Source organism: Blastomonas sp. UPD001, from assembly GCF_003426715.1.
Taxonomy (GTDB): Bacteria; Pseudomonadota; Alphaproteobacteria; order Sphingomonadales; family Sphingomonadaceae; genus Blastomonas.
Genome location: NZ_QKVT01000001.1, coordinates 1,927,708 through 1,934,289 on the forward strand (window position 1 = coordinate 1,927,708; position 6,582 = coordinate 1,934,289).

The 6,582-nt window shown below is 65.8% G+C and carries 6 protein-coding genes and 2 pseudogenes; 5 read left to right on the forward strand and 3 right to left on the reverse strand.

Features of this window, described 5'->3' with window-relative positions:
* The coding region (locus tag DM995_RS22280) for a hypothetical protein (RefSeq protein ID WP_232824265.1) at positions 1–271 on the forward strand (271 nt) is incomplete at its 5' end.
* A 56-nt stretch (positions 272–327) separates the two neighbouring features.
* Here DM995_RS22280 and DM995_RS22285 read toward each other — a convergent pair.
* Positions 328–609, reverse strand: coding sequence for a hypothetical protein (locus DM995_RS22285; RefSeq protein WP_116969307.1), 282 nt, complete (start codon positions 607–609; stop codon positions 328–330).
* 148 nt (positions 610–757) lie between these two features.
* On the opposite strand from DM995_RS22285, the gene DM995_RS09815 reads away from it, so the two are divergent.
* Genes DM995_RS09815 through DM995_RS09825 form a run of 3 tightly spaced genes read left to right on the forward strand, consistent with a single transcriptional unit; the run spans position 758 to position 2,962 of the window.
* Positions 758–1,660: an ABC transporter permease gene (locus DM995_RS09815; protein ID WP_232824266.1), complete on the forward strand. Its 903-nt coding sequence runs from the start codon at positions 758–760 to the stop codon at positions 1,658–1,660.
* A gap of 10 nt (positions 1,661–1,670) precedes the next feature.
* The gene (locus DM995_RS09820; protein WP_198669316.1) at positions 1,671–1,877 is read left to right on the forward strand and encodes a hypothetical protein; all 207 of its coding nucleotides are present in this window, start codon (positions 1,671–1,673) and stop codon (positions 1,875–1,877) included.
* Positions 1,877–2,962 carry an ATP-binding cassette domain-containing protein gene (locus tag DM995_RS09825; RefSeq protein ID WP_232824274.1) on the forward strand — a complete coding sequence of 362 codons (1,086 nt, stop codon included), beginning with the start codon at positions 1,877–1,879 and terminating at the stop codon, positions 2,960–2,962. The genes DM995_RS09820 and DM995_RS09825 overlap by 1 nt, the downstream gene beginning before the upstream one ends.
* Positions 2,963–3,007: 45 nt before the next feature.
* Here the strand turns inward: DM995_RS09825 and DM995_RS09830 are convergent.
* Positions 3,008–5,367, reverse strand: a pseudogene (locus DM995_RS09830) (TonB-dependent receptor).
* Positions 5,368–5,582: 215 nt separating this feature from the next.
* On the opposite strand from DM995_RS09830, the gene DM995_RS09835 reads away from it, so the two are divergent.
* Positions 5,583–6,212, forward strand: coding sequence for a TetR/AcrR family transcriptional regulator (locus DM995_RS09835; protein WP_116969309.1), 630 nt, complete (start codon positions 5,583–5,585; stop codon positions 6,210–6,212).
* A gap of 132 nt (positions 6,213–6,344) precedes the next feature.
* On the opposite strand, the pseudogene DM995_RS21815 reads toward DM995_RS09835, so the two are convergent.
* Positions 6,345–6,582: pseudogene (locus tag DM995_RS21815) on the reverse strand (ubiquinone biosynthesis protein UbiH); the annotation flags it as partial.

A 6,582-nucleotide genomic window follows, 5' to 3' on the forward strand; every position in this document is an offset into this window, starting at 1 on the left:
CGCACACGGGAGGGGAGAGGGCGGGCATTATCGTGCCAGATTAGCGTTCGAAGGCCACAGTCTCGCGTGGCTGGAATGCAGGCTGCGAGACAGCCGCAAACCAGTCCTGTTGAAAGCCGGGCAAGCCCGCCAGATGCGCCATCAGCGCATCCCAGACGGGCATCTCCTCGTGAAAGGTCTGGACCTGCCCGGGGGACACTATTTCGCAGCAGATCAGGTCGGTCGTGATTTCGTCGCGCTTGAAGAAGGTGACCCTGTCGATATTGGCTAGAGGAATGTCACACAGTCCATCCGGGGATGATCTGGTTTTCGCCTGTTGTCGCTCTCTCATCCACGCACGCATGCGCTATTGTCCAAAGTGAGCGAGATTCCGCGGACTGTCGCCTTGACGACATCACCGACCCGACAATCCAGTTCCAGCTTCTTGACAGACTTCTTGCCTGAAAGGCCCGTTTCATCCTGTGCCGTAACAACGAACCTGTCGTTGTTCAGTCGACTCTTCGATGACACGATACTGACGACCTTGGCGTCCACGGTTCTCTCAGGCAACTGTCCGCAAGCCGACATGTGCAACGCACTGCACAGCCCAAGAAGGTGGATGAAGCGCATGAGGCACAGGCTGCCATTCTGCGTCGGTTGAGGCAATGGCATTTGGAACGTGCTGTGCGGAATGGAATGTCACCCATTTTCCGCATGACGCCGTCCGCCCAATCCCCCATGGTCGCAGCCGATGCGCGCTCTCGTCCTTAGGCGGTTGTTGACCGCGATTCCGACATTGCTGCTGGTGCTGCTCGCCTCGTTCGCGCTGATGCGCTTTGCCCCCGGCGGGCCGTTTGATGGCGAGCGCCCATTGGCGCCCGAGACGCGCGCGGCGCTGGAGGCGGCCTATGGCCTGAACCTGCCGATGGGCGAGCAGTTCTGGCTGTTCCTCAAGCGCACGCTCACCGGCGATTTCGGGCCGAGCCTGGTCTATCGCGACTTTACCGTCACGCAGCTGATCGCCGACAGCCTGCCGGTGTCGCTGACGCTGGGAGGACTTGCCATCGTGCTCGCGCTGGCGCTCGGGCTGGCGGCGGGAACGGTCGCGGCGCTGCGACCTGGCGGCTGGGCAGACGAGACGCTGATGCTTGCCGCCACCACAGTCACCGCGCTGCCCAGCTTCGTCACCGGGCCGCTGCTCGCGCTGGTCTTCGGGCTGTGGCTGGGGTTGCTGCCGGTTGGTGGGCTCGGCGACGGGCTGCTGAGCGCGCCGCAATACTGGATCATGCCGGTGATCGCGCTCGCGCTGCCGGTGGCGGGCGCGATCGCCAAGCTGGCGCGCGCAGGGCTGGCCGCGGCGCTGGCGCAGGAGCATATCCGCACGGCGCGGGCGCGCGGCCTCGGCACAGGCGCTATCATTGCGCGCCATGCGCTGCGGCCTGCGCTGGTGCCGGTGGTGAGCTATCTGGGTCCGGCGGCGGCGGGGCTGCTGACCGGCGCGGTGGTGATCGAGACGGTGTTCGCGCTGCCGGGCCTAGGCCGCTATTTCGTGCAGGGCGCGCTCAACCGCGATTATCCGCTGATCATGGCGGTGATCCTGCTCTATGCCGCGCTGATCATCGCGTTCAACCTTATCGCCGACCTGCTCTATGGCTGGCTCGATCCGCGGAGCCGTTCGTGAGGTGCCAGGCATGAGCCGCATCGCCCTGCCCGCCGCGGTCGTCGCGCTGATCGCGCTCGCGGCGCTTGTGCTGCCGATGCTGCTCCCCTGGAGCCACGATGCGATCGACTGGGACCATGTCCGCGCCGCGCCCGGCACCGCGGGGCACTGGCTGGGCACCGACGAACTGGGCCGCGACCGGCTGGCGCGGCTGGCCGTCGGGAGCGGCAGCGGCTGATGATCGCCTGCGCCATCGCGCATCGCCCCAGGCTGCTGATCGCCGACGAGCCGGTGTCCGCGCTCGACGCGCATCTGCGGGCGGAGATCATGGCGCTGCTCACCCGGCTGCGGCGCGAGACGGGCATGGGGCTGCTGCTTGTCAGCCACGATCTCGCCTCGCTGGAGCATCATGCCGACCGGGTGCTGGTAATGCAGGGCGGACAGGTGGTGGAGGCAGGTGCAGCGAGTGCCATTGCGGCCGCGCCGACGCATGATTATGCCAAGGCGCTCTGGGCCGCGACGCCCAGCCTCAGGTCTCCGCTCCCCGGCGACCTGCCCGTCCCCGGCGCACCGCTGGTCGAGGCGCGAGCGCTCACCGTGCGCTTTGCCGGAAGCGGCCTGTTCGCCAAGCCCGTCACCGCCGTCGACGCGGTGGATCTGACCGTGCATCAGGGCGAGGCGGTGGCGCTGATCGGCGGATCGGGCTCGGGAAAATCCACTATCGGCCGCGCGATCGCCGGGCTGGGGCCGGTCAGCGCGGGCGCGATCCTGTGGAAGGGCGCGCCGCTGCCCGCGCGCCGCTCCCGCGAGCAGCGGCGGATGATCCAGCCGGTGTTTCAGGACCCGATCGCGAGCATCGATCCGCGCTGGCGCGTGTCCGACATCATCGCCGAGCCTTTGGTGCATCTGCGCCCCGACCTGACCAGCTGGGGCCGCGCCGGGCTGGTCAAGAAGGCGCTGCAGATGGTCGAGCTTGACGGCGCGCTGGCCGACCGGACGCCGATGGCGCTCTCGGGCGGTCAGGCGCAACGCGTCGCGATCGCGCGCGCGCTGGTCGCCGAACCCGAGATGCTGGTGCTCGACGAGGCGACCTCGGCGCTCGATCCGCTGGTGGCTGTGCAGATCGTCGCGCTGCTGAAGCGGTTGCAGCGCGATCAGGAGATAGCGATGCTCGTTATCACGCACGATCTCGCGCTGGCGGCGCAATTCTGCCATCTCGCAGCGGTGCTCGATGCCGGGCGGATCGTCGAGCAGGGGCCGATGACGCAGCTGATCGCCGCGCCTCAGGCCACGATGACCCAAAGGCTGGTGGCCGCGAGCTGACGCTCGCGGCCACCTCCCCCTTTATTTCGAACGAACCGGCGCGCCTCAGAACTTGACGGCGGCGGTCACGAACACCTGGCGCGGGTTGCCGTAGAACGCGGTCGCCACGCCCTCGGTGCCCAGAGTCGGGATGAGATTGCCTGCCGCATTGCGCAGCGGCGTGCCATCGGGCGCGGTCGACAGGAACTGATAGCCCGAGGTGATATACTGCTTGTCGAGGATGTTCTTGGCGTTGATGCCGAAGCTGAACCGGTCCTCGTCGTCGCGCCAGATCAGCGAGGCATCCCAGAGCGCATAGCCTTCCTGGTCGAGGAACGGGCTCGGCGTTTCGAACTGGAAGGGCGATAGCTGACCGTGGTCGAGGCAGTGATGTTGCCCGAAAAGGCCGGGAAGGCAGCCGAGAAGGTGCCCGATGCGGTCCATTTCGGCGTGTTCTGGATGCGGCGCAGATTGGCGACGTCGATGTTGCGCGCGTCGATGAAGCGCTTGTACTCGCCATCGATATAGCCGAGCGTCGCGTTGAAGCTCAGGAACGAGCCCGATCCGGCAAATTCGCGCGCAAACACGGCATTGCCTTCGAATTCGATTCCCTTGAACTCGGCCTTGCCGGCATTGGTGGTGATGCCGATAAAGGTGTCGTTGACGCCGTCGCCGTTGGAATCGAACCCGGCGGAACCGGGCACCTGGACATTGGTGTAATCGGCATAGAAGCCGGTCAGCGCGAGGTTGATCGCATTGTCGGCAAAGCTGCCCTTCCAGCCGAGCTCATAGCTGTCGACCGTTTCGGGCTCGAAGCTCAGGAAGTCGAAGATTTCCTGCTGGCTGCGCACGCCGTCGCGGTTGGTATCGGGCGCGGCAGTCGAAAGGCCGCGCGGGTCGAAACCGCCGCCCTTGAAGCCCTGCGAATATCCGGCGAAGAACAGATGGTCCTCGTTGGGCTTGAAGCTCAGCGAGGCGCGCGGGTTGAAATCGGTAAAGCGCGCGCGGCCGTTGAAGTTCGAGGTCGTGGCCAGGATCACCGGCGTACCGCCGAACTCGGCCGAACGGCCCAGCTTGGTCTGGCGCAGGATGGTCGAGTTGCGCTTGTCGACCGTGTAGCGACCACCCAGCGACAGCGAGAGCTGATCGGTGAAATCATAGGTGAAGTCGCCGAACACCGACCAGGTGTCGGTGCGCACGTCGCCGGCGGTGAAGGCGTTGAGATTGGCGAGCGTGGTGAACAGCAGCACGTCGAACGCGGTCGAAGCCTTGGCGTCGAGATAGTAGAAACCGACCAGGCCCTTGAGCCGCTCGCCTTCGTAGAGCAGCTGGAATTCCTGGCTGATCTGCTCGTTGCGATAGACTGCGGGCACGTCGACATCGATCGCGGGCAACGCATCGAAATCGATCGGGGTGAAGCTGTCGTCCTTGCGCCAGGCGCTGATCGAACGCAGCGTCAGCGTGTCGGTCAGTTCGGCCGAGATGTTCATCGCGAGACCATAGGCCTCGATGTCCTGCTGCGGATTGTTGAGACCCGCGCGGGTATCATAGACATCGCGCAGCACCGGGGTGCCGCTGCGGATGCCCGGGATCAGGCGGTGGCCGTTGCGCGGATCGGACTTGTCGCGGGTGTAGTCGCCCGAAATGCGGATCAGCACCGGCGCGCCATAGCCGCCGATTTCCAGCGCGCCGCGTCCCGCCCAGACATCGCGGTTGTAGTTTTCAAGCCCGCGAATGTTGAGATTGTCGCCAAAGCCGCCGCGCGACAAGCGTGCCAGGGTGCCGCCGACGCGGACGATATCGCCGATCGGGGCCGACACGGTCACCACGCCCTCGGCCTGGTCATAGGTACCATAGGTGCCGCGCACCTTCAGGCTGAAATCCTGCGGCAGCATCTTGGTGACGTACTTGACCGCGCCGCCGATGGTGTTGCGGCCATAGAGCGTGCCCTGCGGTCCGCGCAGCACCTCGATCCGCTCAACCTCGTAGATGTCGAGCACCGCGGCCTGCGGCCGGTTGAGATACACGTCGTCCAGATAGATGCCGACGCCCGCCTCGAAGCCGGGAACCGGGTCCTGCTGCCCCACGCCGCGGATGAAGGCCGTGAGCGTCGAGTTGGTGCCGCGCGAGTTTTCCAGCGTGGTGTTCGGCGTGATCTGCGAGATGTCGGTAATGTCGAGCGCGCCCTGGTTTTCCAGCCGCTCGGCGGAAAAGGCGCTGATCGCGATCGGAACGTCCTGCAGGTTTTCGGTGCGGCGGCGGGCGGTGACGACGATCACGCTGCCGTCATCGGCGGTGGTCGCCTCCTGCTCCTGCGCTTCCTGCGCGATCGCGGCAGGGGCGAGCGCCGTAAGGGCTGCTGCGGCGACGCCCAGCGTCAGCGCGGTGCGCGTGGCGGCGAAACGGGTGAACCCGAAAACGGACATGAACTTCCTCCCTGCATCCTGACCTGCCCGCGGTGCACCGGTTCGTCTGCCTGACCGGTCTTGCGCGGAACGTGATTGTCCATTAGTGAAAGTTGAACCAGCTTTCAACTCTTATCGCAAAAGGGGAGACAGCCAAGGCAAAATCGGCCAGATGTGTTGCACGCACGCATCATGTCCGGCAGCGGGAGTGGATCATGGCGGCAAAACCATCAGCGATGGCGGGGGAGAAGGGCGAACGCTCGGCCGATGCCGCCGAACGCCCCGACAAGACGCCGCGCACCGCGCGCGGGCGCGCCACGTTGCGCAAGCTGCTCGATGCGGCGGCGATCGAGTTCGGCGAGCGCGGTTTTCACGACGCCTCGATCAGCGGCATCACCCGGCGCGCGGGCACGGCACTCGGCAGCTTCTACACCTATTTCGATTCGAAGGACGAAATCTTCCGCGCGCTGGTCCAGGACATGTCCGCCCAGGTCGGCAAGCATGCCGCAGCCGCGATGCAGGAGGCAAGCGGGGCGCTCGACCGCGAACGCGCGGCGCTCAAGGGCTTTCTGGAATTCGCGCGCGAACACAAGGAAATCTACCGGATCATCGACGAGGCCGAGTTCGTCGACTCCGACAGCTATCGCGCGCATTATCAGGTGACCGCCACGCGCATCCTCAGCCGCTTGCAGGCGGGCGCGGCCGCGGGCGAGATCCGCGGCGATGTCAGCGAGCTGCACGCCTGGGCGGTGATGGGAATGAACGTGTTCCTGGGCCTGCGCTACGGCATCTGGAACGAGGACATGACCCCGGACGCGATCGCCAGCGCGGCGAACGACTTCATCACGCGGGGGTTGAAGCCCTAGTCAACTGACAGCTCACTTTCGTCACCCCCGCGAAAGCGGGGGCCCCGCTTTCATGACAAGGGGCAAAGCGGGATTCCCGCGTTCGCGGGAATGACGGGGTAGAGCTAAATCCCGCACCCTAAAACAACCCGTTCAATCGCTCGCCATCAGCAGCTCGGGCAGGTCGCCGCTGGTGCCCCGCGCCTCATCGATGATGAACCGCCGGATCAGCCCGGTCCGCCCGACCAGCTGCATGCCGATGCGCCGCACCAGCGACGGCGCCTTGCCCGGCAGGCCGTAAAGCCGGTTGAGCACATCGGTGGCGGAGGCCATCATCGCATTGTCGAGCATCCGCCATTGCTGATAGCGCTTCAATTGCGCCAGATCGCCC